We start from the raw sequence: 26,753 nt of genomic DNA, 5'->3' as shown, positions 1-26,753 counted from the left end.
GGCGGGCTTCGGCGGACGCCGCTCAGTCGGCGTGCGGTGCGGCGGTGCTGGAGCGCACGACGAGGCGGGGGGTCATGGCGGTCTGCATCGCCTGGGTGCGGCGGCCCTCGACCCGTTCGATGAGCATCCGGGCGGCGGTGGCGCCCATGGTGGTGCCGGCCTGGTCGACGCTGGTGAGCTGGACCGGGGCGAGGGCGGCGACCGCGGTGTTGTTGTAGCCGACCAGCGAGAGGTCGCCGGGGATGCCCAGGCCCAGTTCGGCGGCGGCGCGGTAGACGCCGAGGGCGGCGACGTCCGCACCGGCCATGATGGCGGTGGGCCGGTCGGCTGTACTCAGCAGCCGCTTGCCCGCCTCGTAGCCGCCCTCCTCGGAGTAGGCGGCGGCGAGGGCCTGCGGGGCGAGGCCGTGGCGTTTCATGGCGGCGGTGTAGCCCTTGGCGAGCACCGCTTCGGGGGTGAGCTTCCACTGGCTGCCCTTGAGGCCGGGGGCGGCGAGCAGGGCGATCCGGCGGTGGCCGAGGGCGGCGAGGTGGTCGACGACCAGCGCCGCGCCCTGGTCGTCGGCGTCGACGACCGAGTCGTGGACGGCGGCGGTGTCGTGGTGGCCGATCACGACGGTGGGCACGGCCTCGGCGGTGGCGAGGACCTCGGCGCGGCTGGTGCCGGGGGCGATGAGGATCAGGCCGTCCATCTGGCGGTCGACCATCGACTGGACGGTGCGCGCCTGTTCGCTCGCGCCGAAGCCCGCCGCGCCGATCAGCACCGTGTAGTCGCTGCCGTGCAGTTGCTGCTGGACGCCGTCGAGGATGTCGGCGAAGAAGGTGTTGCGGAGGCTGTCGAGCAGCACCCCTATCGTGTAGGTCCGCCCGCGCATCCCGCGCGCGGCAGCATGCGGCCGGTAGTCCAGCTCGGCCATCGCGGCGCGCACGCGCTCCTGCATGGCGGGGCTGACGCCGTAGGCGTTGCGGAGCACCTTGGAGACGGCCGCGGTCGAGACGCCGGCGCGGGCGGCGACGTCGGTGATGGTGACGCGCTTGGGGCGTTTCGTCGGCTCCATGGCCCACTTTCCGAAAAGTCACGGTCGCGAAAGCCACGGCCTCGAAAGTCACTGTTGCGCAACGTTCTACACGATCTTTCCCGGCCGGGACCAGCCGCATCGCCCAGGTGACCGCCTCGTTACGCCCTCGTGTCTTGACGATAGCTTGCCCTCGGGGGCACTGTTGACCCCATCGTGGAGAACGTTCTACAAAGTCGGGCCCCGTCTTCCGGGAGAGCCCCGCGTTCTCCGGTTCAGCGATCCCCCACCTCTGCCTCCGCTCAATGACGCCAGGGAGCACAGCCGTGACCATCAACCCCACCCGCACCGGCAGAACCCGCCTCGTCGGCTTCACCGCTGCCGCAGCCGCCGTGGTGCTGCTCGCCACGGCGTGCGGCAGCAGCGGGACGGGCGCGAGCGCCTCCCCGAAGAACTTCGACTACCTGTCGGTCACCGAGAACACCACCATCAAGAAGACGCTGACCACGCTGTCGACGACCTCCTGCACCGACCAGAACAAGGCGCTGCCGCTGAAGGTCGACACCGTCCCGCAGTCCGGCCTCGACCAGAAGCTGCAGCTGTTGGCGGGTCAGAACGCCCTGCCGGTCCAGTTCGCGGCCGGCAACGCCCCGGCGCTGACCACCCAGCTCTTCGGCGCGGGCAACGTCGCAAACCTGGAGGACGAGCTCACCAAGCTCGGCGTCTTCGACCAGCTGCAGCCCGCCGCGGTGTCCACCATCAAGGCGCTGTACCAGAACAAGCTCGCCGTGCTGCCGTACGAGTACAACATCGAGGGCATCTTCTACAACAAGAAGGTCTTCGAGGCCAACGGCATCTCCGTCCCCAAGACCTGGGACGAGCTGGTCGCCGCGGCCGCCAAGCTGCAGGGCGCGGGCGTGCAGCCCTTCGCCGCCTCCGGCCAGCAGGGCTGGCCGCTCACCCGCATGGTCAGCGGCTACCTGTACCGCAGCCTGGGCCCGGGCGCGATGAGCGCGATCGCCAACGGCACCGCGAAGCTGACCGACCCCGAGTACGTCAAGGCCGCCCAGCAGGTCGCCGAGCTCGGCAAGAAGGGCTACTTCGGGCAGGGCGTCGGCTCCATCGACTACGACACCGCGATGAACCAGTTCCTGGGCGGCAAGGCCGCGATGTTCTACATGGGCAGCTGGGCGCTGGCCAACATCGCCGACGCCAAGCAGGACACCCTGGGTGCGGAGAACGTCGGCTTCATGCCGTTCCCGGCGGTCGCCGGCGGCAAGGGCTCCATCGACCAGTACCCCTCCAACGTGGGCCTGCCGGTCGCGGTGAACGCCAAGAGCTTCGACGCGAAGACCGGCGACTGGGTGAAGTGCATCGCGCAGAACTACGGCAGCGTCGCGCTCAAGGACCAGGGCACCATCTCCGGCTTCAAGGTGAACACCCCGGTCGACAACGCGAACGCCGTCACCGGCCAGATCCGCGACACCATCGGCGCCTCCAAGGAGAGCGTGCTGTGGTTCGAGGCGCTGTTCAGCACCAAGGCCACCACCGTCAGCCAGCAGAACGCCGCTCCCCTGGCGACCGGCGCGATCAGCCCGGAGAAGTTCATGCAGCTGGTCCAGGACGCCCTGGCCCAGTAAGGCACCCGATCCGGTGGCGGGGGCGGGGCGTGCGCACGCCCCGCCCCCGCCACCCGCCCGGCCGCGTGCCGCAACCGCTCCCTCCACGACAACGAAGGACACGTCCAATGCACCGCGTACTCGGTGACCGCAGGGCCGTCGCGATCCTGTTGGGCCCCGCCCTGCTGGTGTACACCCTCGTCATGCTCGTCCCCATCGGCTGGTCGCTGGGGTACTCCTTCACCAAGGGCAACAGCATCACGGGGTTCAGCTGGGCCGGACTCGCCAACTTCCAGCGCCTCGCCGACGACCCGGCCGTCCACGACGCCCTCTGGTTCACCGTCAAGTACGCGGCCGTCGTCACCGTCGGCCAGGTCGCGGCCGGGTACGCGCTGGCCCTGCTGTACACCTTCTACCTGAAGAAGGCCTCCGCGCTGGTGCGCACCCTGGTGTTCTTCCCCGTGGTGCTGCCGACCGTCGCCGTCGGCCTGCTGTTCCAGAAGCTCTTCCAGGTCGCCCCGCAGACCGGCCCGGTCAACTCCCTGCTGGAGCTGGTCGGCCTGCACTCCGTCGACTGGTTCGGCAGCGCCGGAAGCTCGTTCTGGGTCCTGATCCTGATGGACGTCTGGCGCTCGATGGGCTTCTACGCGGTGCTGCTGTTCGCCGGCCTGGTGGACATCCCCGACGAGGTCCTCGAATCGGCCCGCCTCGACGGCGCCTCCGGCCTGCGGCTGATCCGCCACATCGTGCTGCCGCTGTCCTTCCCGGTCCTGATGTCCTCGGCGATCTTCAGCATCAACGGCACCCTCAAGGTGTTCGACTCGATCGTCGCGCTCACCAACGGCGGCCCCGGGAACGGCACCACCCCCCTGACCCTCTCCATGTTCCAGACGTCCTTCACCTACGGCGAGTACGGCTACGGCAGCACCATCGCGGTCCTGCTGACGGTGCTGTGCCTGCTGGTGACGCTGGTCGTCTTCCGCGTCTCGCGGCGCGATCTCACGAAGGGCTGAGCCGCCATGTCCGTCGACACGCCGCTGCGCACCGCACCCGCCCACGCCGTCCGCAAGGCCGCCCCGCGCCGCCGCCCGCTGCGCGGCCTGTGGGCCAGGATCCTGATCGGCCTGCTCGTGGTCGTCGAGGTCTACCCGCTGCTGTGGATGTTCCTCACCTCGGTGAAGTCCAACAACGACTACCTCAACCACTCCACCTGGAGCCTGCCCACCCACTGGGAGTGGGGCAACTACACCGAGGCGTGGACCACCGGCCACATCGGCCTGTACCTGCGCAACAGCCTGCTGGCCGTCGTCCCCTCGCTGGCGCTGGTCCTGCTGATGGGCGCGGCCGCGGGCTTCGCGCTGCAGATCATGGTGTGGAAGGGCCGGAGCCTGACCCTGCTGGTCTTCCTGGCCGGCGTCATGGTGCCCTCGCAGATGATCCTGCTGCCGCTGTTCACCGTCTACTTCCGCACCGGCCTGTCCGGCACGCTGTGGCCGCTGATCCTCACCTACACCGGCACCGGCCTGCCGCTGACCGTCTTCATGATGGCCACCTACTACAAGAGCATGCCCCGCGAGCTCTTCGAGGCGGCCACCATCGACGGCGCCGGCATCCTGCGCATGTTCTGGACGATCAGCCTGCCCATGGTGCGCAACGCCATCCTCACCGTCGGCCTGGTGCAGTTCTTCTTCATCTGGAACGACCTGCTGGTCGCCCTGACCTTCACCAACAGCCAGGACCTGCGCACCGTCCAGGTCGGCCTGCTGAACTTCACCGGCGACTTCGGCGCCACCCAGTACGGCCCGCTGTTCGCCGCGATCTGCCTCAACGTCTTCGGCACGCTGGCGATCTACCTCTTCCTCAACCAGAAGGTCATGAAGGGCCTCACCGGAGGCGCGGTCAAGGGCTGACGCCCCCTCACCCCGCCGCCCCGCACCACCCACACCCCGGAAGGTCCCTGATGCTCCTCCCGCCCGCCCCGGTGACGTTCGAACACCTGCCGGACGGCCTCGGAACCGGCGTCGCCACGCCCCGCCTGTCCTGGACCCTGCCCGCCGGCACCCGCGCCCAGGACGCCTACGAGGTCGAGGTCGAACGCGACGGCCGCCGCACCACCACCGGCCCGCTGTCCGGCGCCGGCCACCGCCTGGTGCCCTGGCCCGCCGCGCCGCTCGCCTCCCGCGAACGCGCCACCGTCCGCGTCCGCGTCTGGGCCGACGGCGAGGGCCCCTCCGCCTGGAGCGCGCCCGCCGCCGTCGAAGCCGGACTGCTCTCCCCCGCCGACTGGACCGCCGTCCCGGTCGGCGCCGCCTGGCCCGAGGACCCCGACGCCGAACGCCGCCCCGCCCGGGTCCGCACCGGCTTCCACCTCGACAAGCCCGTCGAACACGCCCGCCTGTACGTCACCGCGCACGGCCTGTACGAGGCCGAGATCAACGGCCGCCGCGTCGGCGACGAGGCCCTCGCCCCCGGCTGGACGGTCTACGGCGAACGCCTGCGCTACCGCACCCACGACGTCACCGCGCACCTGGTGCCCGGCGACAACGCCCTCGGCGCCTGGCTCGGCGACGGCTGGTACCGCGGCAAGTACGGCTTCGACGGCGGCACCCGCAACATCTACGGCACCGACCAGTCGCTGATCGCCCAACTGGAGATCACCCACCCCGACGGCACCCGCACCACCGTCGCCACCGGCCCCCACTGGACGGCCGCCCCCGGCCCGATCCTGTTCAGCGGCCTGTACGAGGGCGAGACCCACGACTCCCGCCTCGACGACCCGCTGTGGTCCACCCCCCGGGCCGCCACCGACGGCTGGACCCCGGTCGCCGTCCACACCCGCGACCCGCGCACCCTCACCGCCCCGCAGGGCCCCCCGGTGCGCTGCACCGCCGAGGTCGCGCCCGTCTCGGTGACCCGCCGACCCGACGGCCGCCACCTGCTCGACTTCGGCCAGAACCTGGTCGGCCGCCTGCGGATCACCGTCGACGGCCCGCCCGGCACCGAGGTCGTCCTGCGGCACGCCGAGGTCCTGGACGGCGGCGAACTCGCCGTCCGCCCGCTGCGCGAGGCCCGCTCCGTCGACACCCTCATCCTGGCCGGCGGCCCGCAGACCTGGGAGCCCCGCTTCACCCTGCACGGCTTCCGCTACGCCGAGATCACCGGCTGGCCCGGCCACCTCGACCCGGCCGACGTCACCGCCCGCGTCCACCACACCGACCTGCGCCGCACCGGCTGGTTCGAGTGCAGCGACCCGATGGTCAACCGCCTCCACGAGAACGTGGTGTGGAGCATGCGCGGCAACTTCGTCGACATCCCCACCGACTGCCCCGCCCGCGACGAACGCCTCGGCTGGACCGGCGACCTCCAGGTCTTCGCCCCCACCGCGGCCTTCCTCTACGACTGCGCGGGCATGCTCGACTCCTGGCTCACCGACCTCGGCATCGAGCAGCTCCCCGACGGCACCGTCCCCTGGTACGTGCCGGTCATCCCCGGCGAACCCGCCTGGACGCCGATCCAGCCCGGCGCCGTCTGGGGCGACGCCGCCACCCTCACCCCCTGGCTGCTGCACCAGCGCTTCGACGACCCCGAACTGCTGCGCCGCCACTACACCGCCGGACGCCGCTGGGTCGACCTGGTCGACCGCCTCGCCGGACCCACCAGGCTCTGGGACAGCGGCTTCCAGCTCGGCGACTGGCTCGACCCCGCCGCCCCGCCCGAGGACCCCGGCGCGGGCCGCACCGACCCGTACCTGATCGCCACCGCCTACTTCGCCCACTCCGCCCGGCACCTGGCACTCACCGCCCGGGCGATCGGCGAACACGCCGACGCCCGCCGCTACGGCCTGCTGGCCGACCAGGTCGCCTCCGCGTTCCGGCAGCGCTGGGGCACCCCGGACGGCCTGCTCACCTCCGACAGCCCCACCGCGTACGCCGTCGCCCTGCGCTTCGGCCTGCTCACCGACCCCGCCGCCCGCCGCCGGGCCGGCGACCGCCTGGCCCACCTCGTCCGCGAAGGCGGCCACAAGATCGCCACCGGCTTCGTCGGCACCCCGCTGATCTGCGACGCCCTCACCGACACCGGACACCTGGAGGACGCCTACCGGCTGCTGCTGCAGACCGAGTGCCCGTCCTGGCTCTACCCCGTCACCCAGGGCGCCACCACGATCTGGGAACGCTGGGACAGCCTGCGCCCCGACGGCACCCTCAACCCAGGCGGCATGACCTCCTTCAACCACTACGCCCTCGGCGCGGTCGCCGACTGGCTCCACCGCACCGTCGCCGGCCTCGCCCCCGCCGAACCCGGCTACCGCACCATCCGCTTCGCCCCCCGCCCCGGCGGCGGCCTCACCTGGGCGAAGGCCCGCCACGACACCCCCACGGCACCGCCGCCATCTCCTGGCAGCTCACCGACGAGGGCCTGAGCGCCGAACTCACCGTCCCGGCGGGCTGCGAGGCAGTCCTCGACCTCCCCGGCCTCCCTCCCCGCCACCTCGGCCCCGGCACACACAGTGTCAGCACCGCCGACCTTGACCAGGCAACCGGCATCCCCGCACCCGGCCGGGCCACCGTGAGCACGATCGCCTGAGACTGCCACCCGATCCGAAAACCCGCTGCCCCGGACGACGCCACCCGGCGAACGTCCGGGGCAGTCGTGCGTATGCAAGTTTTTCCGTACCTCGCCGGATCACCACACCGCACCGGCCGTGTGGGCGCAGCACTTTCGCGACAGGTCAGAGCCGGTTCCCGCTCAACCGGCGGACGCTGCTCCCGCCGCACCGCCCCCAGCCAGCCTCCGCATGGTCTCCTCGACCCTGCCCCGGGCACCTGGTGGGCAGTAGACCAGCGCCTCCGCCAAGACTGCGCCGACCTCTCCCGGGGCGAGACCGGCGTCGATAGCGGCACGGGTCCCGTCCTCCAAATCGGCCGTGCGCCCGGCGAGCGCGAGTGCTGTCAGCCGCACGTGGTACCGGATCCGGAGATCCCCGCGCCGGGCAAGGGGACGGCGAAGCGACGGCCGCCGGCCCGTGTCCCGGGTGGGCGGCGCCGGATCGGCCTTCGCGCCCTCGACGAGCTCGGCGGCAGCGGGTTCCCGCGCGAAGAAGTCCGCCAGGGCCCGGCCCACCACCTCGGGGCGCTCCACGCCTGGCAGGTGTGCGGCGTTCGACAGCGTCAGCAGCACGGCGCCGGGGATGCGGTCGGCGAGCTCGTCGGCGTGGGAGAGCACAGTCACCGGGTCCTGGGCTCCGGTGATCACCAGAGTCGGTGCCGAGATGCCTGGCAGAGCGGTGCGCAGGTCCAGGGCTGCCAATGCGTGGCAGCAGGAGGCATAGCTGGCGGGGTCCACAGTGAGGTGGTCGGCGGCGAGGGAGCGGGCCCGGTCCGTCGAGCGGAACGGAGTGGTGAACCATCTCTCGGGTGCGTCACTGGCCTCCACCAGCAGCCCTTCGCCTTTGGCTTGGGTCATACGCTCACGCCACGATCTGGGGGAGCCGAAGTCGGCCGAGGCACCGATCACCGCGAGCGAGGAGATCCGACCGGGATGGTGGGCCGCCAGGTGGAGACCCACCGCGCCGGACAGGCAGGCGCCGGCGTAGGCGAAGCTGTCGATGCCCAGTGAGTCGGCGAGACGTAGGACGAGCTTGGCCAGGTCGGTCGCTGTGGCACTCGATCGCAGCATCCGGCGCGGCGATCGGCCGTGTCCGGGGAGGTCCCAGCGGATCACACGGTGGTGCGGCGCGAGGTAGGGGATCTGTTGGTCCCACATCCTCAGGGAGGTTCCCAAGGCCGGTCCGAGCAGGACCGCGGGAGCGTCGGGCAGGCCGTCCTCGCGGAAGTGGAGGGTCCGAAGGGCGGGCAAAGCTCTCCTTGAAGACGCCTTTCGCCCGCCGCGGGATCACGGCGGGCGGGGCGGATGAGGGCGGTGCAGGTCGACCGCCGGGCTGGTGGCCGGTCAGACCTGGACGAGGACGGGTGCGCCGGTCGCGGCGAGGACCTGCTCGACCGTGGTGCCGGGTGCGGTCTCGACGAGCGCGAGGCCGTCGGGGGTGACGTCGAGGACGGCGAGGTCGGTGACGATGCGGTGGACGCAGGCGCGGCCGGTGAGCGGCAGGGTGCAGGTGTCGACGATCTTGGGGGTGCCGTCCTTGGCGGTGTGCTCGGTCAGGGCGATGACACGGCGGGCGCCGTGGACGAGGTCCATCGCGCCGCCCATGCCCTTGACCATGGCGCCGGGGACCGTCCAGTTGGCGAGGTCCCCGCGCGCGGAGACCTGCATGGCGCCGAGGACGGCGGTGTCGACGTGGCCGCCGCGGATCATGCCGAAGGAGAGGGCGGAGTCGAAGAACGACGCGCCCGCGAGGACCGTGACGGTCTCCTTGCCGGCGTTGATCAGGTCGGGGTCGACGTCCGCCTCGGCCGGGTAAGGGCCGGTGCCGAGGATGCCGTTCTCGGACTGCAGGACGACGTCGACGCCGGGCGGCAGGTGGTCGGGGATCAGGGTGGGCAGGCCGATGCCGAGGTTGACGTAGCTGCCGGGGGTGAGTTCGCGGGCGGCGCGGGCCGCCATCTGCGGGCGGGTCCAGGGCATCAGGGACGCACCGTCCTCTTCTCGATGGCCTTGTCGGCGGCCTGGGCGGGGGTGAGCGCGACGACGCGCTGCACGAACACGCCGGGCAGGTGGACCTGGTCCGGGTCCAGCTCGCCCGGCTCGACGAGCTCCTCCACCTCGGCGATCGCGATCCGGCCGGCCATCGCGGCCAGCGGGTTGAAGTTGCGGGCGGCGCGGTGGAAGACCAGGTTGCCGTGCCGGTCGCCGCGGGCGGCCCGGACCAGGGCGAAGTCGCAGGTGATGCCGTGCTCCAGGACGAACTCCCGCCCGTCGAAGGCGCGTTGCTCCTTGGGCGGCGAGGCCACCGCGACGGATCCGTCCGCCGCGTAGCGCCAGGGCAGGCCGCCGCCGGCGACCTGGGTGCCGACCCCGGCGGGGGTGTAGAAGGCGGGGATGCCGCAGCCGCCGGCCCGCAGCCGCTCGGCGAGGGTGCCCTGCGGGACGAGTTCGACCTCCAGTTCGCCGCCGAGGTACTGGCGGGCGAACTCCTTGTTCTCCCCGACGTACGAGCCGGTGACGCGGGCGATCCGTCCGGCGGACAGCAGCAGGCCCAGGCCCGCGCCGTCGACGCCGCAGTTGTTCGACACCACCCGCAGTCCGCTCGTGCCCTGCTCGTGCAGGGCACGGATCAGGGTGGAGGGGATGCCGCTGAGCCCGAAGCCGCCGACGGCCAGTGACGCCCCGTCGGCGATGTCGGCGACCGCCTCGGCCGCAGTGGGACTGACTTTGTCCATGAGTGCTTTCCTGTCCGGATGTGTCAGATGCGGAGTGCGTCGGAGATCGACTTGGCGCCGCCGTGCGCGGTGTAGCCGCCGTCGACGGGGATCTCGGCGCCGGTGATGAAGGACGCCTCGTCGGAGAGCAGGAACACCACCAGCGGCGTGACCTCGTCGACGGTGCCGGTGCGGCCGAGCGGGGTCTCGCGCAGGTTGGCCTCGCGGAACGCGGCCGGGGCGGTGGCGGTCATCTCGGTCTCGATGAAGCCGGGGTGGATCGTGTTGACCCGGATGCCGCGCGGGCCGAGTTCGAGGCAGGCGGCCTTGGCGAGGCCGCGCAGCGCCCACTTGCTGGCGGTGTACGCGACCGGGTAGTGGGCGGTGAGGGCGGCCGCGGAGCCGACGTTGACGATCGAGGCGCCGGGCGGCATCAGCGGGGCGAGGTGCTGCATGCCCAGCAGCGGGCCGGTGGCGTTGACGGCGTGGACGCGGGCGAAGTCCTCGGCGGTGACCTCGTCGAGCCGGGCCCGCCAGGTGACGCCCGCGTTGTTGACCAGGCCGTGCACCGCGCCGTGCTCGGCGCGCAGGTCGGCGGCGAGCGCGGCCCAGGCGCCCGGGTCGGCGACGTCCAGCGGGCGGCAACCAGGGGCGGGGCGCGCGTCGGTGGCGACCACGACGGCGCCCTCGGCGGCCAGTGCCCGGGCTTCGGCCGCACCCTGGCCCTGCGCGGCACCGGTGACCACGACCACCCGACCGGCCAGCCGTCCGCCTCCGGTCGCGGCTGCGGTCGCGGCCCCGGTCACGGCCGGTGCCTGGGGCGCGGGCGGGCGGCGGGGATCGGCTGCGGTGCGGCGCCGGGGACCACGGTGTTGGCGACGGTGCCGATGCCTTCGACGGTGAGGGTGACGGTGTCGCCGACCTTCAGCGGCGCGGGCTGCTGGGCGCCGTTCAGGCCCCAGAGTTCGGCCAGGCAGCCGCCGTTGCCCATGGTGCCGGAGCCGAGCACGTCGCCGGGGCGGACGGTGGTGCCGCGCGAGGCGTAGGCGACCAGGTCCTCGAAGGTCCAGCCCATGTTGGAGAGCAGGTCGGTACCCACCACCATGCCGTTGACGCTGGCGGTCAGGGCCAGGCGCAGGAAGCCGTCCTCGTCGCGGTGCGGTTCGAGTTCGTCGGCGGTGACCAGCCAGGGGCCGAGCGTGGTGGCGGTGTCCTTGCCCTTGCAGGGGCCGAGGCCGACCTGCATCTCGGCGGACTGCAGGTCGCGGGCCGACCAGTCGTTGAAGATCGTGTAGCCGATGATGTGGTCGCGGGCCTGTTTCGGCGTCAGGTCGCTGCCTTCGCGGCCGATGACGGCGGCGACCTCCAGTTCGAAGTCGAGGGCCTGCGAGCCGGGCGGCACCGGCACGTCGTCGTGGGCGCCGATCACCGCGTAGGGGTTGCCGAAGTAGAACGTCGGTGCGGCGTACCACTGTTCGGGGACGCCCGCGACGCCGCTGACGCTCTTGCGAACGCCTTCGACGTGCTCCTCGAAGGCGACGAAGTCGCGGACGGTGGGCGGCTGGATCGGCGGCAGCAGCCGCACCTCACCGATGGCCGGGCCGGGCGGACCGGCCAGGGCGGTGCGACCGGCGGCGTGCAGGGCCTCGGCGCCGGAGCGGATCAGGTCGAGCAGGTCGGTGCCGTCGGACAGCGGGTGCAGCCGGTCGTCGGCGGCGAGCGCGCCGCAGTGGCGGCGGCCCTCGTGCTCGTAGGTGGCGAAGCGCATGGAGGTTCCTCGGGCTGGAACCGGGGACGCGGCGCGGTGTCAGGGCTGGATGAGTGCCGCGCCGCGTCCCCGGGGCTTGTTGATGACGGTCCGTCGAAAGGTTCGCGTCACACGGGCGGGGCGACGAAGACACCGCGGTCGACGTCGTTGAAGGACTCCTTGGCGACGATCTCGCTCATCGGGTTGGCGGTGCCCCACTGGTCGGTGACCTCGGGCTGCGAGAAGTCGTAGACGTGCGGGTGCCAGGTGTCCTCGTCCAGGGACTCCAGTTCGGTGGTGTACTCGACCGTGTTGCCGTGCGGGTCGAGGAAGTAGGAGAAGGTGTTGTTGCCCGCCAGGTGCCGGCCCGGGCCCCAGATCTTGCGGACGCCCGCCCGCAGCACCCGCCCGGTGCCGTACATGTACTCGTCCAGGCCGCGCAGTTCGAACGAGATGTGGTGCAGCGAGGTGTGCGGGCCCTTGGCGAGGGCCATCGAGTGGTGCTGGTTGCTGATCCGCATGAAGTGCATGACCTCGCCCATGTGCGGGGAGGACAGCGTGTCGGAGAGCCGGAAGCCGAGGTGCTGCTCGTACCAGAGCCGGGTGCGGTCCAGGTCGGGCGAGTTGAGGACGACGTGGGAGAGCCGGACGGGGATCGACTCCTGGGTCTCGATGCGGCGGTGCTGGCGGGCGGCGACGTCGGCGGAGACCTCGACGGTGCGGCCGTCGCAGTCGAAGAAGCGGAAGCCGTAGCCGCCGCCGGGGGTGTCGACGGTGCCCGGGCGGGAGATCAACTGCACGCCCTGGGAGAGGAGTTGCTCGGCGAGGGTGTCGACGTCGGCGGGGGTGGCGGCGCCGTAGGAGACCAGGTCGAGGCGCTTCTCCTCCGCCCGGCGCAGGCGCACCACGTACTGCTCGGGGGAGCCCTCGGCGGCCAGGAAGGAGATCCCGTTGTCGGAGGCGGTCTCGGTCAGGCCCCAGACGCCGGAGTAGAAGTCGAGCTGCTTCTCGAAGTCGGGCACGGCCAGATCGACGTGCCGCAGGTGGGTGAGCAGGCGGTTCATGGACGGTTCTCCTCTGTCAGAGGCCCAGCAGGGCTGTGGCGTTGGCGCCGCGCACGGCCGCCAGCTCGGAGTCGGTGAGTTCGGCCTCGGTGAGGGCGGCGAGCGGGTCCTCGGTGCCCATGTCGAACGGGAAGTCGGAGCCGAGCAGCACCCGGTCGGCGCCCGCCGCGCGAATCAACTCCCGCAGCACGTGGGGGTCGTGGACGAGGGAGTCGAAGTACAGCCGCCGCAGGTAGGAACTGGGTTCGTGGGCGCAGCCGCGGGCGTCGGGGCGGGCCCGCCAGGCGTGGTCGGAGCGGCCGATGTGGGTGGGCAGGTAGCCGCCGCCGTGCGCGGCGACGATCTTCAGGCCGGGGTGGCGGTCGAGGACTCCGGAGAAGATCAGGTGGGAGAGGGCGACGGCGTTCTCGGTGGGCTGGCCGACGGTGTTGGACAGGTACCAGCGGTCGAGGCGCTCGTCGAGGGTGCAGCCGAAGGGGTGCAGGAACAGCACCGCGCCACTCTCGGCGGCCCGGGCCCAGAACGCCTCCAGGAGCGGGTCGGAGAGCTCCACGCCGGGTGCGTGGCTGGAGAGTTCGACGCCGAGCAGCCCGGCGGCGAGGGCGTGGTCGAGTGCTTCGACGGCCAGGTGCGGGTGCTGGAGCGGGATCAGGCCCAGGCCGCGCAGCCGGTCGGGGGCGGCGGCGCAGTGCGCGGCGGTCGCGGTGTTCGCGGCCTCCCAGACCTTGCGCGCCGTCTGCTCGTCGGCCCAGTAGTGGTAGTGCGAGGGCGACGGGGAGACGAGCTGCACATCCACTCCCTGAGCGTCCATGGCGGCGAGCCGGGCGGCCGGGTCGGTGAGCAGCGGGATCCGGGCGGCGACCATCGGGCCGCTGACGGCCAGCGACTTCGGCCCGTTGCGGCGGGCGTCCAGGGCCTTGGCGTGGGCGAGGCCGGGCTGCCCGGCGACGAGGGCTTCGACCTCGGGCAGCAGCAGGTGGGCGTGGACGTCGACCGCAGGGGTCGCCGCCGCAGCGTGGGGGGCGCTCACGGGGTCTCCTTCAGGACGGCGGTGGTGCGGGCCATCAGGCCGGGGACGTCGGCGTCGCGGACGCCGTCCATCAGCCACTGGCCCAGCTGGCAGGAGTTCTCCACCACCATGCGCACCCGCGGCAGGCGGCGGGCGTGGTAGTCGATGAGCAGCTGCTCGCTGAACTCGTCTGCGTCAGTGAGGAGTTCGGCCAGTACCAGGGCGTCCTCCAGGGACATCGCGGCGCCCTGCGCGAGGGTGGGCGGGCAGGCGTGAGCGGCATCACCCACCAGCACCACCCGACCCCGATGCCACGGACCCTCGACCAGGTGCCGGTCGAACCAGGTGTAGTTGACCTGCCCGGGGTCGGTGATCGACGCCGCTATCTGCTCCCAGTGACCGCCGTACCCGGCCGCCAGGCGCCGCATCTCCTCCGCGTAGCTCGCGGGGTCGATGGTGGCGCGGTCGCGCTTGGGTTCGACCAGGTAGGCGTAGACGGTGTCGGGCCCGGTCGGGCAGTACCCGGCGATGTACGCGGGCCCGCCGTAAGTGAGGTCGGTACGCTCGACGCCGACGGGGCGCGGCGCGGGGGTGCGCCAGATCGCCATCCCGGTCGGTTCGGGGCTCTCGGTGATGCCGATCATGGCGCGGGTCGCGGAGGAGATGCCGTCCGCACCGACCACCAGGTCGTAGCGGCCCGAACTCCCGTCGGAGAACTCGGCGTCCACGCCCTCGGCGTCGCCGCGCAGCGCGGTGACGGTGGTGCCCAGGCGGACGTTCGCGCCGGTGGCCTTCACCGCGTCGATCAGGATGCGCTGCAACTGCGGGCGCTGCATGCCGACGGTGGCGGGAAGGTCCTCGCCGCCGGTGCGCACGTCACGGGCGACGTGCAGCACGGTACCGTCGGGGGCAGTGATGCCGACGGAGTCGAACGCGAAGCCCGACTCCCGGACCTGCTCCCAGACGCCGATCTCGCGCAGGGCGCGAAGTGCGTTGCCCTGCAGGGTGATTCCGGAGCCGGAGACGTTCCAGTCGGGCTTGGCCTCGACCAGGTCGACGGCGATCCCGGCCCGGCGCAGCAGCACGGTCAGGCCGTTGCCTGCGGTGCCGCCGCCGATCACCAGGACGGATCGGACACTGGTTGATGTCATGGGGGTTGCTCCCTGGCGGGTGGGCCGCGCCTCGTCGCGCGGCGAACGGGAGAGAAAAGGGGAAGAGAGCCGGTCGGCCGAGGGCTGTCCGGGCGTATCGACCGACCGGCGGTCCGGGATGGTCGCGCGGATTACTTGACGGCGATCGGGTTGACCGGGGAGCCGACCGCACCGGTGATCGGCAGCGGGGCGGCGGTCAGCCAGAACTCGTACACGCCGTCGGCGGCACAGTGCGCGGCGAGGGCGTCCGGGTCCCACATCTCGCCGATCAGCAGGCCCATGTTGGGGATGGCAACCTGGTGCAGCGGCTGGAAGGCGTGGTCGAACTCGTTGGGGCGCACTTCGAAGCCCCAGGTGTCGGTGGCGATCGCGGCGATCTCGCTGCCGTGCAGCCATCCGGCGGTGGTGAACGACAGGCCCGGTGCCGGTCCGCCCGCGTACTCGCCCCAGCCCTCGCGCCGCGCCCGGCTGAGCTGCCCGGTGCGGATCACGACGATGTCGCCGCGTCCGACGGCCGAACTCGGGCCCTGGGCCTCGATGGTGGCGGCGAGGTGCTCCTCGGTGACCGCGAAGCCGTCGGGCAGTTCGCCGTCGGCGCCGATCGCCCGTCCGACGTCCAGCAGGACGCCGCGGCCGGCGATCTGCCGGTCCATGTGTTCGATGCCGGTGACGAGGTCGCCCTCGGAGGTGACGGTGGTGGCGGCGTCGCGGCCGTTCCACGCCCGGCCGTGGTCGAAGATGTGGCCGAGGCCGTCCCACTGGGTGGAGCACTGCAGCGGCATGGCGATCACGTCGTCGGCGCCGCCGATGCCGTGCGGGAAGCCCTGCAGTCCGGCGGCGGCGTCGGTGCCGGTGTCGAGCATGGTGTGCACGGGGTTGGTGCGGCGGCGCCAGCCCTTCTGCGGGCCGTTCATGTCGAAGCGCTGGGCGAGCGAGAAGCTGACGCCCTGCCGGATCAGCCCGGCGGCCTCCCGGCGCTTGTCCTCGTCCAGGAAGTTCAGCGTCCCGAGCCGGTCCTCGGCGCCCCAGCGACCCCAGTTCGAGTACGCCTTCGCGGCCGCGGCTATCGCGCCCTCGGGGTCGGTGCGGTCCAGGGCGTTCACGCCGACTCCCGGACACAGCGGGTGCGTTGGACGCCGAGGCCGGTGATCGTGCCGTCCATGACGTCGCCGTCGGCGAGGAAGCGGCCCCAGTGCATGCCGTTGCCGGCCGGGCTGCCGGTGAGGACCAGGTCGCCGGGCAGCAGCCGGGTGGTCTGCGAGGCGTAGGAGACCATCCGCGCCACGTCGAAGAGCATGTCGGCGGTCGACTCGTCCTGCATGGTCTCGCCGTTGAGCTTCAGCGTGACCCGCAGGTCGGCGGGGTCCGCGACGAACGCGGCGGGCACCAGGTAGGGGCCGAGCGGGGTGAAGCCGGGGACGTTCTTGCAGCGCAGCCAGTCGGTGCCGATCTCCGGCATGTCACGGCGGAAGACCAGCTCGCGGGCGGTGAGGTCGTTGGCGATGGTGTACGCGGCGACGTGCCCGAGCGCCTGCTCGGGGGTGACCCGGTACGCGGGGGCGCCGATGACGGCGGCGAGTTCCAACTCCCAGTCCGGCTTGGTGCACCAGTCGGGCAGCTCGACGTCGTCGTAGGGGCCGGTGATCGAGGACGGCAGGCCGATGAACATGTACGGCTGGTCCTCGGCGGCCCGGCGGTCCATCATCGCGCCGATCTCGGCGCGGGCCTGCTCGACGGGTCGGGTGTCCTCGGCGGGGCGGTGCGCGATCGCCAGGTCGATCACGTGCTGCCGGTAGTTGGCGCCGGACTGCAGCAACTGCCGCGGCTCGACCGGGGCGAGGGTACGCAGGCTGTCGACCGGCCGCCAGGCGTCTTTCGTCCCCGTCGCGCCCTTCGCGCCCTCGGCCAGGCGCTCCAGAATCGGCAGCACCTCCTCCCAGCGCTCCAGCAGGTCGCGGGTGGTGGTGGGGCTGCCGAGCGCGGGGCGGCCGCGGAGGTCCAGGACCCGGCTTTCGGCCACCAGACCGGGGAAGGGCGCGCCGTCGCCGTCGGCGAACGTGCCGAGGGCGAAGGGGCCGCGGAGTTGCGCGTGTGTTGCCACGAGGTTTCCTCTCGATGCGTTGCGACTAATGTGGCCCCGGCACGGCAATCATGGAAATCAATTCTATTGATACCTCCCATCCATCACACGGATAAGCGAGTCGCCCGATGAACCTCGCGACCCTCGACCTCAACCTGCTCCCCGCGTTGCGCGCCCTGCTGGAGGAACGCAACGTCACCCGGGCCGGCCAGCGACTCGGCCTCAGCCAACCCGCCACGAGCGCCGCCCTCGCCCGCCTGCGCAAGCACTTCGACGACCAGCTGCTCATCCGCGCCAGCAACGCCTACACCCCCACCCCGCTCGGCGCCGCGCTGCTCACCATGACCGGCCCCGCCTGCGACCTGCTGGAACGGGTCTTCACCTGCCAGGCCTCTTTCGAACCCGCCACCGCGGAGCGCGAGTTCACCCTGCTCTCCTCCGACTACGGGGCCGCCGTCTTCGGCACCCGTCTCGCCCGCGTCCTTCATACCGAGGCCCCTGGCGTCCGGCTGCGCTTCCAGCAGGTCGGCCCCACCCTGGTCGACTCCATCACCGACTTCCTCGGCACCGCCGACGGGCTCCTGCTGCCGCACGGGGTGATCACCGGCTACCCCTCCCTCGACCTGTACACCGACCGCTGGGTCTGCCTGGTCGCCGACGACCACGAGGAAGTCGCCAACGGACTCACCCTGGCCGACCTGGCACACCTGCCCTGGGCCGTCTACCAGCGCACCCACGACGCCCCCGCCACCCGGCAACTCGCCCTGCTCGGCATCGAACCCCGGGTCGAAGTCTCCGTCGGAAGCTTCCAGCTGCTGCCCGCCATGGTGGCGGGCACCCGTCGGATCGCCCTGATCCAGGAACGTCTCGCCGCCCTCATCGGCCCGCACAGCGGCGTCCGCGCCCTCCCCTGCCCGTTCGACCCCGTCCCGCTCACCGAGGCCCTGTGGTGGCACCCCGTCCACACCCAGGACGCCGCCCACCAGTGGCTGCGCGAGACCGCTGCCCGGGTCGGCACCGAACTCCAGGAGCAGACACACCCCCATCCGTCCGGCGAATGAACGGCATCCACACAAGTGATCAGTAGAGGCATTCCCCCAGGCCCCCCGCCCCGTCCAGGATGACTGCCACCCCGGCCCGTCGACACGGCGCTCCTTTCCGGCACCGCCCCGCCGCCCCGGCCGGGCAGACCGATGCACGCGCCCGCCCCCGCTCGGCCGCGGTCCCGCCCCTTCGAACGGAGCCGCCATGTCCGCCTCCCTCTCCCTCGACGTGCCCGCGCCGGGCCCGGTCCTCGCCCGGCCCCGGCTGACGGTGACCCTGCTGATGGCGGGCAGCTGCCTGCCGATCCTCGGCGCCGTCCTGATCGCCCCGGTCCTCCCGAAACTCCAGGACCACTTCACCTCCGTCTCCGGCGTGGACGCCCTCGCCCCGATGGCACTGACCGTCCCCGCGCTCTCCCTCGCCGTCATGGCACCGTTCGCCGGCGCGATCATCGACCGCCTCGGCCGCCACCGCCTGCTGGTGATCGCCACCGTGCTCTACGCGATCGTCGGCACCGCCCCGCTCTGGCTCGACTCACTGCCCGCGATCATCGCCAGCCGGGCCCTGGTCGGCGTCGCCGAATCCGCCATCATGACCTGCTGCACCACCCTCATCGGCGACTACTGGAGCGGCAAGCAGCGCGAGAAGTACCTCGCCCTACAGGCGATATGCTCCGCCGTCTCCGCCACCGCCTTCTTCGCCCTCGGCGGCGCCGCCGGCTCGGCCGGCTGGCGCACACCCTTCTGGGCCTACGCCGTCGGCCTGCTGCTCGCACCCCTGCTGGCCACCGTGCTGCGCCCGGCCACCCGCCGCACCGACAACGCCCCGGCCACCGTCGCCCTCACCCCCTTCGCCCCGCTGCTTCGCCGCCTGCTGGCCCCCTGCGCGCTGACCTTCTTCGGCGCGATCGTCTTCTACACCATCCCCGTCGAGACCTCCTTCCTCCTCAAGGACCTCGGCACCGAAGCCCCCGCCACCATCGGCCTGTGCACCGCGATCGCCAGCGCCGCCACCGTCGCCGGCGCCGCCGCCTTCACCCGCCTCACCGACCACGCCGAACGCCTGCTCCCCTGGACCCTCGCACTCTGCGCGGCCGGCTTCGGCATCATCGCCCTCGCCGGCAACGTCCCCCTCCTGGTCCTCGGAGCCGTCGTCAACTGCCTGGGCACCGGCATGCTGCTGCCCACCCTGATCAACCGCACCGTCGCCCTGCTCACCCCCGCCAACCGCGGCCGCGGCACCGGCCTGTGGAACACCGCCTTCTTCCTCGGCGAGTTCGTCTGCCCCCTGCTCCTGCTCGCCGCCGCCAAGCCCGCGGGCGACCTCGCCGGCGCCGTCGGGGTCCTCGGCCTCGTCACCCTGGCGGTCGCCGCCGGCCTGGCCGTCGCACGTTCCCGACGCGCGGAGACCCCCCGCCCGGTCGAGAACGCGCACGCCTGACCGACTCTTCACACAACCGGACCAGGGCGGGCCGACTGCCGCCACGCACGCGGGGCAGAGCCGTACCGGCAAGCTGCCGAAAACGTCCACCGAGGCGATCAGTCGGTCCATGCGGGAGATCTCGGCCTTGACGGTGTTCTGGGACTGGACGTGGGCCGCGAGGACCTGTTCCAGGTCAGCGACTCTTTCGGTTGTCTGAGCGAGTTCCTGGGTCGCCCGCTCGTACTGCTGGGAGAGCGTGGCGTCGTAGCCCGGCGTAGTCCCTTCCGGGCGGCCGGCAGCCACGAGGAGTTCGGCTTCATGGGTCAGCTGGCGGCGCTGCTGGTGGACGGAGTCGAGCTCGGTTCTCAGGTGGACCCGAACCGAGTCGACCTGGTGCTGCGTCCGGGCGATGGGGATCTGCAGGTTCTCGCACACGGCGGTGATGGATCGGTCCGTGCTGTCGTGGACCTCCCGCTCCGTTGCCTGGGCCTGAGCAAGGTCGCGTTGTGCTGCTACGAGGGCGAAGTCGTTGGGGCCTTCGTCCTGAGTGGTGGACACGCTGATACTGGATCTGCTTGATCTGGAGGAAGCGAGAAAAGCGCCGATGGCGATGAAGGACTATTCGGACGAGTTCAGGGCCGATGCCGTGGCCTTGTACGAGTCCACGCCCGGGGCGACGTACAAGGACATCGCCGCTGACCTGGGCGTCAACCGGGCGACGTTGCGCGAGTGGGTGCTGCGCGACCGCGACCGCCGCGGCATCGTGGCCGCAGATGCCCGGGGGGAGGGACGACGCCTCCTCGGGCGGGACAGCTGGCCGTGTCCGGTGATCCGGACGAGCGGATCCGGCAGTTGGAGGCCCGGGTGGCCGAGCAGGAGGCCAGCGAGCGGAAGCTGGCCACCGAGCGGGACATCCTGCGCAAGGCGGCCAAGTATTTCGCGGGCGAGACGAACTGGTGAGCCGCTTCCAGTTCGTCCATGACCACCGGGACGCCTACGAGGTGAAGCGGCTGTGCCAGGTCCTGGACGTCAACCGGTCCAGCTACTACAAGTGGCTCGGCGGCGCCGGTGCCAGAGCCGTCCGCCGACGCGAGGACGAGGTCCTGGCCGAACGGATCCGTCGCATCCACGCCGACTCCGGTGGGGCCTACGGCTCGCCGAGGGTGACCGCGGAACTGCGCGAGACCGGGCCGCGGGTGAACCACAAGCGGGTCGCCCGGGTCATGCGGACGTACTCCATCGTCGGTGTCCGTCTGCGAAGAAGGGTCCGCACCACCGTTCCGGACCCGGCCGCCCACGCGGTCCCGGACCTGTTCGAGCGGGACTTCAACGCCCCGGAGCCGGCACGCAAGTACATGGGCGACATCACGTATCTGCCGCTTGCGGGCGGGGAGTTCCTCTACCTGGCGACCGTTTTGGACTGCTTCAGCCGCAAGGTCGTGGGCTGGTCGATCGCCGACCATATGCGCACCACTTTGGTCGCCGACGCGCTGCAGATGACAGCCGCGACCCGCGGCGGCCTGGACAGGGCCGTGTTCCATTCTGACCACGGGGCGCAATACGGGTCCAGGGCCTTCGCCGACCTGTGCTTGGACCTGAGCGTCACCCGATCGATGGGCGCGGCCGGCAGCAGCGCGGACAACGCGGCCTGCGAGAGCTTCCACGCCTCCCTCAAGCGCGAGACGCTCCGGGGCACCCGCGACTACGGCGACTCCACCATTTGCCGCAGGACCGTGTTCGCCTGGCTGACCCGCTACAACACCCGCCGCCGGCACTCCGCCAACGGCCACCTCAGCCCGAACGACTACGAACGCCGACAGCACACGGCTAAGCTCACACTCGCCGCGTGACAACCAACCGCGTGTCCACCTTCACGGGGGAAGGCCCCCAAGGGCCTCGCCCCGTCCGGTCGACTGGCCCGCAGGAAGGAAGGCAGGCAGATCGGCGCCCGCCCGGGCCTTTCGGGATCCGCCCGGAGAGAGGTCGCTTGGTGGGCGGGCCATCGGCGAAACACTCTTCGCGTCACCACGGACCCGGAGGTGCGCGGCGCTGTTACGGCCGCTCCGGGCCTCCGGGGCCGATGGCCGGTAGCCAGCCTGGGTCACGGCGCAGCCGACGCAGCGCCGGGCCTGCCGCCAGGACGCCGAGGGCGGCTGAGAGGGCGGCCAGCGAGGCGGCGGCGGGGGTGCCGAGCGGGGCGGCCAGGGCGCCGGTGAGGGCGAGGCCGCCCGCGTGGCCGGCGGCGTTGGTGACGGCGTACCAGCTCTGGGTGCGGATCCAGGCCCCGGGCGGGTGAGGCGGTCGAGGATCTCGGTGGTGAGGCCGGCGAGCGGGGAGACGCAGAGGCCGGTGAGGGAGAAGAGGACGAGGGTGGCGGGCGGGGCCGCGGCCAGGGCCGGGGTGGACAGGCCCGCGCCGAGGGCGAGGGCGAGCAGGCGGAAGCGGCGGCCGGGGTACGGGCGCGGGCGGACGAGTCCGTAGAGGGTGCCGCCGAGCACGCTGCCGAGGCCCAGCGCGGTGAGGGCGGCACCCACCGGGCCCGGCCCGGTGCCGAGTTCGGCCGCGCGGGCGGTCAGCGCGGCCTCGGCGACGCCGAACGGCGCGGCGAGCAGGGCGGCGGCGAGCAGGAAGCCCCGGACCGGGCCGGAGCCGCCGGGCGGGCCGGCGTGCCGGTCGTCGGGCCGCAGCCACCCGGGGCGGACGGCGGCCAGGAACCCGGCGGCGCCGGTGGCCACCAGCACCGCGCACCCGGCGAGCAGCGCCGGGGGCCCGACCAGCGCGGCGCCGACCGCGGCGAGCGCGGGGCCGGCCAGGTGGACGACCTCGGTCAGCACGGCGTCCACGGTGAACGCCCGTCCGGGGCCGTCCGGCCCCGCGTGGTGGCGGAGAACCAGACGGACGCAGGGGGACAGGGCGGGAACGGTCGCGCCCTGGACGAAGGCGAGCAGCACGACGGGCCACTCCGGCGGGCGGGTCAGGGCCGCGGCCAGGACCAGCAGGACGGCGCCTTGGAGGGCCGCGTAGCAGCCGAGCACCCGGGACGGCGGCCTGCGGTCGAGCAGCCGTCCCTGCAGCGGAGCCCCGACCGCGAGCCCGACCACCGCCATCGCGCTCGCGGCGGCGGCCGTCCCCAGCGAGTGCCCCGGCCCGGCGCCGGCGACCAGCAGCAGGACGGTGACCACGCCCAGGGGCAGCCGCCCGGCGAACCCGGCCGCGAGCGCCGCCGCGAGGCGCCGGTGCTCGACGCGGTCGGCGGCTTCGCCGAACGGGAGCCGGGTACCCGGCACGTGACGGCGTGGCAGACGAGGACCGGGCGGGCGACGGCCGGGAACGCGGCGGTCCGGAACCCGGGCGTTCTCCGGCCGACCGGCCGTACCCGCGCTCGGGTCCGCCCTGCCGGGCCCACCGCGGTCCGCCCGACGGCCGGCCTGCCGGGCGTCGTTGCTCCGGCTCCTCGCTGCCGCACCGCACGACCGCGCCGCCAGGGTCCCGTCGCTCTCCTGTCCGGCGGCTCCCCCGTTCCCGGGCTGCGCGGCCCGGTCCTCCCGGCCGCTCCCGGGGCCGCCCTCGACGGGGTCCGCGCCCCGGCGCCCCGTCACCTCTCCGTCCGGGCACGGCGGACGAGGTACCCGGCGGCCGCGGCCAGGGCGGTGAGCAGCAGCGAGCCGGGCAGCAGCGGGGCGCGGGTCCGGTCGCGGCTCTTGAGGCGGTGGTACAGCACCACTCCGGCGATGGCGCCGGTGAAGGGGGCGCTGAGGGCGAGGCCCGCGGTGGCGGGTGCGATGCCGTGGGCGGGGCGCAGGGCGGGGATGGCCGGGCCGCAGAGCGCCTGGAGGGCGCCGATCAGGACGAACGCGGCGCAGGCGGCGGCCGTCGCGGCGGGGGCCGGGGGTAACGCGCCGGCCGGGGCGGGTGCGGGCCCGACTGCGCGGGCGGCGCGGGGGTTCACCGGAGCCTCCGGAGGACGTCAGCAGGAGGCCCCGCCGGTACGCGTACGACGGGGCCTGGGGGCGGAAGCGGGACGGGTCAGGCGGAGCGGTCGCGCGCCCGCTCGGCGGCCGAGGGCGCGACGGCCTCGGGGGCGGCGAGCTGCGCCGCCGTCGGGGCGGCCTCGGGGGCCGTCGGCTCGTCCTCGTCGCGCAGGGCCTTGGTCTCGGCCTTGAGGATGCGCATCGACTTGCCGAGGCCCCGGGCCATGTCGGGGAGCTTCTTGGAGCCGAAGAGCAGGACGAGGACGACGACGGCGATCAGGATGTGCCAGGGCTCGAGTCCGTTGCGGAGCATGGGGGTCACCGGTCTCTCGGGTCGGGGGACTAATCGATACGTATACGATGCACAGGGTCGGCGGGCCGCCGCAAGAGCCAACCCCCACTGCCGCAAGACCGTTACCGACCTGCGGCGACGTCCTTCCGCAGGCGTGCCGGACCGGCCCGGGGCGTCGGTCGACGACGCCCCGGGCGGTGGGCCCGGCGGTGGGCCCGGGTCAGGCGAGCGGAGCGGGCCCGGTGGTGGAGCGGATCACCAGCTCGGGGTCGAACAGCAGCTCGCCGACGGGGGTCTCCCGGCCGCCGACCAGGGCGAGGACGCTGCGGCCGACCTCCAGGGCGAGGCGGTCGGTGGGCTGGCGGACGGTGGTCAGCGGCGGGTCGGTGAACTCGGTGATCATCGTGCCGTCGTAGCCGACCACCGACACCTGCTCCGGCACCGTGCGCCCCAGCCGCCGCGCGCCGCGGATCACGCCGAGCGCCATGTAGTCGCTGGCGGCGACGATCGCGGTCGCGCCCAGCCCGAGCAGCACGCCCGCCGCCGCCTGCCCGCCCTCGACGGTGTAGGACTGGCGGACCACCAGCTGCTGCGCGTCGGGCAGTCCGCGCCGGGCCATCGCGTCCAGGAAGCCCTGGACGCGCCGGTCGGAGGGGTGGTTGCCGGCCGGACCGGAGACCATGCCGATGGCGCGGTGCCCGAGCCGGTGCAGGTGGTCGACGGCGAGCTCGGCGGCGAGCCGGTCGTCGGTGGAGAACACCGGCACCGCCACGCCGTCGGCGAACTCGCCGTTGACGCCGACGTACGGGATGCGGCGCGAGCGCAGCAGCTCGTACACCTCCTCGTCGGCGCCCTCGACGGTGTTGGACGCGGAGAGGAACACGACCGCGGCGATGCCCTTGTCGACGATCGCCGAGATGTACTCGGGTTCCTGCACCCCGCCGGGGAAGGCGGGGCACAGGATGGTCTTGAGGCCGTGCGGGGCGAGCGCGGCCTCGATCCGCTCGGCGACGTCGGCGAAGAACGGGTTGGAGACGTGCTCGGTGACGACGGCCACGATCTGGCCCTGCACCGCGCGCTCGTAGCCGAGTTCGGCCATGGCCTGCTCGACGGCGTCCCGGGTCTTCTTGGCCACGCCCTGCCGGCGGTTGATCACCCGGCTGACGGTCGCCTCACTGACGCCCGCGTGCGCGGCGATCTCGACGATGCCGATCTTCATGTCCTCCCCTTCGCCTGACGTTCCATCGCGCTCTCCACCGCTCGGGTCACGCGTTGCCGCGGATCTTCACCAGACCGGTCCGCGGCACCCGGAGGCTGCGCAGACCCGGTGCGAAAGTGGTCTGGACCCGCTCGATGATACGGCCGTCGGGGCCGTGCACCGTGATCTCCACCGGCAGTTGGACGCCCTGCAGGTCCAGTACGATCCGGTCCGCGGTGCTGCCGTTGACCAGGACCGTTTCGGTGTGCTCGGCGGGGCGGACGGGCACCGCCCGCTCGGTGTGCACGTCGACCACCCGGACGCCGTCGGCGACCGACTCGACCAGGGTGTACTGCTCGTCGGGGCGGCCGGGTTCGACGGCGCCCTCCAGCAGCTGCGGGCGCAGCCGGCGCCATTCGGCGAGCCAGAAGCGCAGCGCGTCGAGGTGTTCGGCGGGCAGCGTGTCGAGTCGCACGGAGACCTGCGGGACGGAGTGCAGGGCGCCGATCAGCTGCCGGGCGGCGGCCTCGACGGGGGCGCCGGCGTCCCACAGCAGCGGGTCGCTGTGCACGACGCCGCCGGTGGCCAGCAGCGCGGTGTCCAGGGTGCGGACCCGGTTGGCGGTGGAGTCCGCCGGGCAGTCGAAGGAGCGCAGCATGTTGCCGAACGCGGCCATGGCCGGGCCCACGTAGGGCTGGCGCAGCTCCAGCAGTAGTTCGGGGCGGACGGCTTCGAGGGCGGTGCGCAGGTCGGCGAGCAGCAGCAGCAGGGCCCGGCCGACGTCTTCGCCGCCGTCGTGGGCGTAGACCATGGCCTCGTCGAGGAAGTCGACCTTGAGGCCGTCCAGACCGTAGTCGCGCACCACCCGCACGCAGGTGTCGACGACGTGCGCGCGCACCTCCGGGTGGCGCGGGTCGAGGACGTGCGCGCCGGGGACGCCGGCGGCGCGGGTGGCGTACGGGGCCCAGGCGGCGTGGCAGTCGGCGTTCGGGCCGAGCAGCAGCGGGGCGATCCAGGCGAGGTAGCGCAGGCCGGTCTCGCGGACGACGGCGACGTGCCCGGCGAAGTCCGGGAACTTCGCCCCGTCGGGGATCCAGTCGCCGACGCCCGCGTAGCCGCGGCCGCTGCCGTAGCGCTGCCAGCCGTCGTCCAGGATCAGCGCCCCGAAGCCCAACTCGGCGGCGATCCGGGCCTGTTCGGTGACCTCGATGGCGTCGACGTCCTGGTTGTAGGCGTACCAGGTGCACCACAGCGGCAGCCGGGCGGCCTCCGGGACGGGCATCGGGTCGGTGCGGGCCGCGTACCAGCCGCGCAGCGGGCGCAGGGCGCCGGCGACGGAGGCGGCCCGCGGGACGAACAGCAGACGGTGGGGCTGGTCGGCGGGCGGCAGGTGGAGGTGGACGACGTGGGTGTCGTTCTCCTCGGAGACGCCGTAGCGCAGCGAGACCTCGGGCACCGGGTCGGCGGTGGCGAAGGTGAGCAGGGTGGCGCCGGTGGAGTCGTACAGGCAGCCGGCGGCGAGGCTGTCGGCCAGGCTGACGGTGGCCCGGCCCTCCCAGTCGGCGACCAGGGTGCGGCGCCAGTCGGCGCCGGGGTGCCAGTAGCCGGCGGCGTCGCCGAGCGGGACGGTGAGGCGGACCTCGACCGCGGCCCCGGGGGCGTCGATCCGCAGGACCCTGACGCCCGGTCCGGTGCCGTCCAGGCTCCATGCGGCGTCCGTGCCGTCGGCGAGGACGGCGACCTCGACGGTGTCGAGCAGGGGGGCGTACCGGGCCGGGGCGAGCTCGGCGGTGGTGACGGCCTCGGGGGCCAGGGTGGTCAC

At 72.9% G+C, this 26,753-nt stretch carries 23 protein-coding genes and 1 pseudogene; 8 read left to right on the top strand and 16 right to left on the bottom strand.

Annotated features, from left to right (window positions below; genetic code table 11):
* Window positions 1-22 precede the first annotated feature (22 nt).
* Window positions 23-1,057: a LacI family DNA-binding transcriptional regulator gene (locus tag EDD39_RS23580; RefSeq protein WP_123559064.1), complete on the bottom strand. Its 1,035-nt coding sequence runs from the start codon at window positions 1,055-1,057 to the stop codon at window positions 23-25.
* Between the two features lie 284 nt (window positions 1,058-1,341).
* Here EDD39_RS23580 and EDD39_RS23575 point away from each other — a divergent pair, with 284 nt between their 5' ends.
* The 4 genes from EDD39_RS23575 (at window position 1,342) to EDD39_RS23560 (ending at window position 7,054) form a co-directional block, all read left to right on the top strand.
* Entirely contained in the window at window positions 1,342-2,655 is a 1,314-nt protein-coding gene (locus tag EDD39_RS23575; RefSeq protein ID WP_244256958.1) for an ABC transporter substrate-binding protein, read from the top strand.
* Between the two features lie 107 nt (window positions 2,656-2,762).
* Window positions 2,763-3,647: a carbohydrate ABC transporter permease gene (locus EDD39_RS23570; RefSeq protein WP_123559060.1), complete on the top strand. Its 885-nt coding sequence runs from the start codon at window positions 2,763-2,765 to the stop codon at window positions 3,645-3,647.
* Window positions 3,648-3,653: 6 nt separating this feature from the next.
* The gene (locus EDD39_RS23565; protein WP_123559058.1) at window positions 3,654-4,544 is read left to right on the top strand and encodes a carbohydrate ABC transporter permease; all 891 of its coding nucleotides are present in this window, start codon (window positions 3,654-3,656) and stop codon (window positions 4,542-4,544) included.
* Window positions 4,545-4,594: 50 nt separating this feature from the next.
* Window positions 4,595-7,054 carry an alpha-L-rhamnosidase gene (locus EDD39_RS23560; RefSeq protein ID WP_341869316.1) on the top strand — a complete coding sequence of 820 codons (2,460 nt, stop codon included), beginning with the start codon at window positions 4,595-4,597 and terminating at the stop codon, window positions 7,052-7,054.
* A gap of 326 nt (window positions 7,055-7,380) precedes the next feature.
* On the opposite strand, the gene EDD39_RS23555 is transcribed toward EDD39_RS23560, so the two are convergent.
* The 10 genes from EDD39_RS23555 to EDD39_RS23510 form a co-directional block, all read right to left on the bottom strand.
* Complete coding sequence (locus tag EDD39_RS23555; RefSeq protein WP_123559056.1) at window positions 7,381-8,490, bottom strand: alpha/beta fold hydrolase; 1,110 nt, start codon at window positions 8,488-8,490, stop codon at window positions 7,381-7,383.
* 93 nt (window positions 8,491-8,583) lie between these two features.
* Entirely contained in the window at window positions 8,584-9,219 is a 636-nt protein-coding gene (locus EDD39_RS23550) for a CoA transferase subunit B (protein WP_123559053.1), read from the bottom strand.
* Complete coding sequence (locus EDD39_RS23545; protein WP_123559051.1) at window positions 9,219-9,974, bottom strand: CoA transferase subunit A; 756 nt, start codon at window positions 9,972-9,974, stop codon at window positions 9,219-9,221. The genes EDD39_RS23550 and EDD39_RS23545 overlap by 1 nt, the downstream gene beginning before the upstream one ends.
* 23 nt (window positions 9,975-9,997) lie before the next feature.
* The gene (locus tag EDD39_RS23540) at window positions 9,998-10,759 is read right to left on the bottom strand and encodes an SDR family NAD(P)-dependent oxidoreductase (RefSeq protein WP_123559049.1); all 762 of its coding nucleotides are present in this window, start codon (window positions 10,757-10,759) and stop codon (window positions 9,998-10,000) included.
* On the bottom strand, window positions 10,756-11,721 hold the full coding sequence (locus EDD39_RS23535; protein WP_123559046.1) for a fumarylacetoacetate hydrolase family protein: 966 nt from the start codon (window positions 11,719-11,721) through the stop codon (window positions 10,756-10,758). The genes EDD39_RS23540 and EDD39_RS23535 overlap by 4 nt, the downstream gene beginning before the upstream one ends.
* 107 nt (window positions 11,722-11,828) lie before the next feature.
* Window positions 11,829-12,764, bottom strand: a complete 936-nt coding sequence (locus EDD39_RS23530) for a VOC family protein (RefSeq protein WP_123559044.1) — start codon at window positions 12,762-12,764, stop codon at window positions 11,829-11,831.
* Window positions 12,765-12,780: 16 nt separating this feature from the next.
* Window positions 12,781-13,794 (bottom strand): amidohydrolase family protein, encoded by a 1,014-nt coding sequence (locus EDD39_RS23525; protein ID WP_123559042.1) that lies wholly within the window; start codon window positions 13,792-13,794, stop codon window positions 12,781-12,783.
* On the bottom strand, window positions 13,791-14,924 hold the full coding sequence (locus EDD39_RS23520) for an FAD-dependent oxidoreductase (RefSeq protein WP_123559040.1): 1,134 nt from the start codon (window positions 14,922-14,924) through the stop codon (window positions 13,791-13,793). Before EDD39_RS23520 ends, EDD39_RS23525 begins: the two co-directional genes overlap by 4 nt.
* 131 nt (window positions 14,925-15,055) lie before the next feature.
* Window positions 15,056-16,027: a cyclase family protein gene (locus EDD39_RS23515; RefSeq protein WP_425269721.1), complete on the bottom strand. Its 972-nt coding sequence runs from the start codon at window positions 16,025-16,027 to the stop codon at window positions 15,056-15,058.
* Entirely contained in the window at window positions 16,024-17,025 is a 1,002-nt protein-coding gene (locus tag EDD39_RS23510; protein ID WP_123559038.1) for a fumarylacetoacetate hydrolase family protein, read from the bottom strand. Before EDD39_RS23510 ends, EDD39_RS23515 begins: the two co-directional genes overlap by 4 nt.
* Window positions 17,026-17,132: 107 nt before the next feature.
* Between EDD39_RS23510 and EDD39_RS23505 the strand changes: the two genes are divergently transcribed.
* From EDD39_RS23505 to EDD39_RS23485, 4 genes and pseudogenes are all read left to right on the top strand, one after another.
* Complete coding sequence (locus tag EDD39_RS23505; RefSeq protein WP_123559036.1) at window positions 17,133-18,065, top strand: LysR family transcriptional regulator; 933 nt, start codon at window positions 17,133-17,135, stop codon at window positions 18,063-18,065.
* A 187-nt stretch (window positions 18,066-18,252) separates the two neighbouring features.
* Window positions 18,253-19,488: an MFS transporter gene (locus tag EDD39_RS23495; protein ID WP_123559033.1), complete on the top strand. Its 1,236-nt coding sequence runs from the start codon at window positions 18,253-18,255 to the stop codon at window positions 19,486-19,488.
* A gap of 150 nt (window positions 19,489-19,638) precedes the next feature.
* Entirely contained in the window at window positions 19,639-20,049 is a 411-nt protein-coding gene (locus EDD39_RS23490; protein ID WP_123559031.1) for a hypothetical protein, read from the top strand.
* Window positions 20,050-20,074: 25 nt separating this feature from the next.
* Window positions 20,075-21,320 (top strand): annotated as a pseudogene (locus EDD39_RS23485) (IS3 family transposase).
* Between the two features lie 21 nt (window positions 21,321-21,341).
* Here EDD39_RS23485 and EDD39_RS23480 read toward each other — a convergent pair.
* From EDD39_RS23480 to EDD39_RS23460, 5 genes are all read right to left on the bottom strand, one after another.
* Complete coding sequence (locus tag EDD39_RS23480; RefSeq protein ID WP_123559029.1) at window positions 21,342-22,757, bottom strand: MFS transporter; 1,416 nt, start codon at window positions 22,755-22,757, stop codon at window positions 21,342-21,344.
* 308 nt (window positions 22,758-23,065) lie between these two features.
* The gene (locus EDD39_RS40360; protein WP_208765566.1) at window positions 23,066-23,419 is read right to left on the bottom strand and encodes a hypothetical protein; all 354 of its coding nucleotides are present in this window, start codon (window positions 23,417-23,419) and stop codon (window positions 23,066-23,068) included.
* 77 nt (window positions 23,420-23,496) lie between these two features.
* Entirely contained in the window at window positions 23,497-23,754 is a 258-nt protein-coding gene (tatA, locus tag EDD39_RS23470; protein ID WP_123559027.1) for a Sec-independent protein translocase subunit TatA, read from the bottom strand.
* A 199-nt stretch (window positions 23,755-23,953) separates the two neighbouring features.
* Window positions 23,954-24,952 carry a LacI family DNA-binding transcriptional regulator gene (locus tag EDD39_RS23465; RefSeq protein ID WP_123559025.1) on the bottom strand — a complete coding sequence of 333 codons (999 nt, stop codon included), beginning with the start codon at window positions 24,950-24,952 and terminating at the stop codon, window positions 23,954-23,956.
* 46 nt (window positions 24,953-24,998) lie between these two features.
* The gene (locus EDD39_RS23460) at window positions 24,999-26,753 is read right to left on the bottom strand and encodes a glycoside hydrolase family 36 protein (RefSeq protein ID WP_123559023.1); all 1,755 of its coding nucleotides are present in this window, start codon (window positions 26,751-26,753) and stop codon (window positions 24,999-25,001) included.

It is taken from the genome of Kitasatospora cineracea, from assembly GCF_003751605.1.
GTDB lineage: Bacteria > Actinomycetota > Actinomycetes > Streptomycetales > Streptomycetaceae > Kitasatospora > Kitasatospora cineracea.
Note: the sequence above shows the minus strand (reverse complement) of the source record. Positions and strands in the feature narration are given on the sequence as shown.

What these genes read in the sequence shown, in the direction of transcription:
- EDD39_RS23560 (WP_341869316.1), top strand. Translation starts at nt 4,595, where the DNA reads ATGCTCCTCCCGCCCGCCCCGGTGACGTTCGAACACCTGCCGGACGGC.
- EDD39_RS23535 (WP_123559046.1), bottom strand. Translation starts at nt 11,721, where the DNA reads ATGCGCTTCGCCACCTACGAGCACGAGGGCCGCCGCCACTGCGGCGCG.
- EDD39_RS23465 (WP_123559025.1), bottom strand. Translation starts at nt 24,952, where the DNA reads ATGAAGATCGGCATCGTCGAGATCGCCGCGCACGCGGGCGTCAGTGAG.
- EDD39_RS23565 (WP_123559058.1), top strand. Translation starts at nt 3,654, where the DNA reads ATGTCCGTCGACACGCCGCTGCGCACCGCACCCGCCCACGCCGTCCGC.
- EDD39_RS23495 (WP_123559033.1), top strand. Translation starts at nt 18,253, where the DNA reads ATGTCCGCCTCCCTCTCCCTCGACGTGCCCGCGCCGGGCCCGGTCCTC.
- EDD39_RS23530 (WP_123559044.1), bottom strand. Translation starts at nt 12,764, where the DNA reads ATGAACCGCCTGCTCACCCACCTGCGGCACGTCGATCTGGCCGTGCCC.
- EDD39_RS23580 (WP_123559064.1), bottom strand. Translation starts at nt 1,057, where the DNA reads ATGGAGCCGACGAAACGCCCCAAGCGCGTCACCATCACCGACGTCGCC.
- tatA (WP_123559027.1), bottom strand. Translation starts at nt 23,754, where the DNA reads ATGCTCCGCAACGGACTCGAGCCCTGGCACATCCTGATCGCCGTCGTC.
- EDD39_RS23550 (WP_123559053.1), bottom strand. Translation starts at nt 9,219, where the DNA reads ATGCCCTGGACCCGCCCGCAGATGGCGGCCCGCGCCGCCCGCGAACTC.
- EDD39_RS23545 (WP_123559051.1), bottom strand. Translation starts at nt 9,974, where the DNA reads ATGGACAAAGTCAGTCCCACTGCGGCCGAGGCGGTCGCCGACATCGCC.
- EDD39_RS23570 (WP_123559060.1), top strand. Translation starts at nt 2,763, where the DNA reads ATGCACCGCGTACTCGGTGACCGCAGGGCCGTCGCGATCCTGTTGGGC.
- EDD39_RS23505 (WP_123559036.1), top strand. Translation starts at nt 17,133, where the DNA reads ATGAACCTCGCGACCCTCGACCTCAACCTGCTCCCCGCGTTGCGCGCC.
- EDD39_RS23520 (WP_123559040.1), bottom strand. Translation starts at nt 14,924, where the DNA reads ATGACATCAACCAGTGTCCGATCCGTCCTGGTGATCGGCGGCGGCACC.